The following is a 1,890-nucleotide window of genomic DNA, read 5'->3' as shown; positions in this document are numbered from 1 at the left end:
AGCAAAGTTCAAGAATATTTCTTTTGAGCGATTAACCGAAATTGAACAATTGATGCTTTAGTTAAGGAAAGGCGACGATCTGATCTTCCCCCGATAAAGCGGACACAAATATTCCACTAGAGGGGGCCAATGAAAAAGTATGCTACAATCGGCAAAGGCTCCATTTAAGCTTAGGTTATTAACCCCGGCGCAGTTCGAGAATGAGCTTCAAACAACCGCGTATGCGGCATTAATAATTGCTGTCCGAAAGATTGTGGCAAGATCATTTGCGGAGCTGACCGTTTGTTGTCGATAGCTTTATAAATAGGAGATTTTATGCGCCTTTGGATAGGGATTTTGTTGGCGGTTTTAACTATAACTGTTCAGGCTCGTGTTAAGCCTGTTGGGATTGATGTTTCGTTTCCTGCCAAAAGCGTGATTGAGAAGAGTTACCTTGTAGCTGACAAGAACAATAAGCTCGAAGGTAATTACCGCATTGTTGGGCGCTCAGGGCTGGCTGAGTATCGATTTCGATGTTTAGGCGGATCAAAATCGGTCATTACGATTGATGCCTCAGGCCATGCCCGTGTTTATGTGATCGATTCAGATAAGACCATTCAATACTCGCGTGTTGGCGGTAAAAGAAAGCAGTTTTATTTTCCCTTTGACACAGATGATCGCGGTATTGTTCATTCCGTTCGGCTTCGCATCGTGACAAGTGAAGCTGAACGGTTTCAGATTTATTCCATCTCTTTCAAAGCGGAAGATTTAGACCAAGATGGAGATGGAATTGGTGACGGTTTCGAGCGATTACTCGGCTCATCTGCAGGCAAACTGAATCAAAAAACCATTCCGGCCTCTCGTTCAATGTTCGAAACTAGTTCGGCGTATCGTCCCGAATTGGATTTGGGGACGGATATCGTCATGGTAAATTCCAATTCGAAAGAAGTCATCGGAAGTTGGCTGCAAGAGGGGTATCAGGTCTACACAAATAACTCATTACGCCAACCTCAAATGCCAACTCCATCCTTTCCAATACAACTTGCTCCAGATAACCAGCCGATAGTATCAGGCGGTCAGGTTTACCTTGTGCCTACCAGTCAGGCGGCAACAGATTTTAAGACAAAGATACAGGAAGCGATAGGTTCAGGATCATCAGGGATTGCATTAGAGATGCCCGGTTATTGGGTTCGGGCGGGTTATTCTGATGCTTTTAAACAGGCTTGGCAAGAGACCTATCATTCCGCCTGGCAACCGCCTGATAAAAACGTCGACAATCGTCTCAAGGCCGAAACGCTCAAGTCCCAGATGCAGCAGCGGTTTGTGCAGAGCTTATTGGCTCGACCAAAAGAAGCTGAGAAAGTATTGCCTAGCCTATTAGTTTTTGGTAATCCGGTCAGCGACATGCTTAACGGTATCAACACGCCTTATAATGGCTTGCTGTCAACCTCAGGGGTGACTAGCGTACTTGTGCGGACTTCATTAAAAGCCTCTTTATCTCCAGTGCCCTATCGAGGGGTGCAGGAGCAGTATCCGTTTATGATTTCGTATCTACAAGCCAATGCAACTGCTAACTTATCTCGTCCATCCTCATTACCGCTTTGGCTTCATCTTGATGCGCTTATGCCTGATTCAGCAGGTACTGAGGATGAAGCGAGGCGTTACCTTCGTAAAATGGTCGTTGCCGCTATGCTCCATCCGCAGTTCTCAGGCTTTGATTTGGTTAGTGAAGCTCAGCTTTTGGCAGGGAAGGGCAGTTCGCCATTAGGCGTTGAGCTTATGAACTGCCTCCGCGCTCTCGAACAAATAAACGGTCAACCTATTGGTAAACTCGATGCGGGCAGTGAAGGGATAGGAGTTCTCTATACGGATTCAATTTCATGGCAACGGGGTTTACCTGAGGTTGCTGAT

At 46.0% G+C, this 1,890-nt stretch carries 1 protein-coding gene; it reads left to right on the top strand.

Going from position 1 to position 1,890, the window contains the following annotated elements; all coding sequences use genetic code 11:
• Nucleotides 1–315 precede the first annotated feature (315 nt).
• Nucleotides 316–1,890 (top strand): hypothetical protein (locus WCO51_13215; protein MEI6514213.1); only part of this gene is annotated, 1,575 nt, incomplete at its 3' end.

It is taken from the genome of bacterium, assembly GCA_037131655.1.
GTDB lineage: Bacteria > Armatimonadota > Fimbriimonadia > Fimbriimonadales > JBAXQP01 > JBAXQP01.
This window is presented reverse-complemented; position numbering and strand designations above follow the sequence as displayed.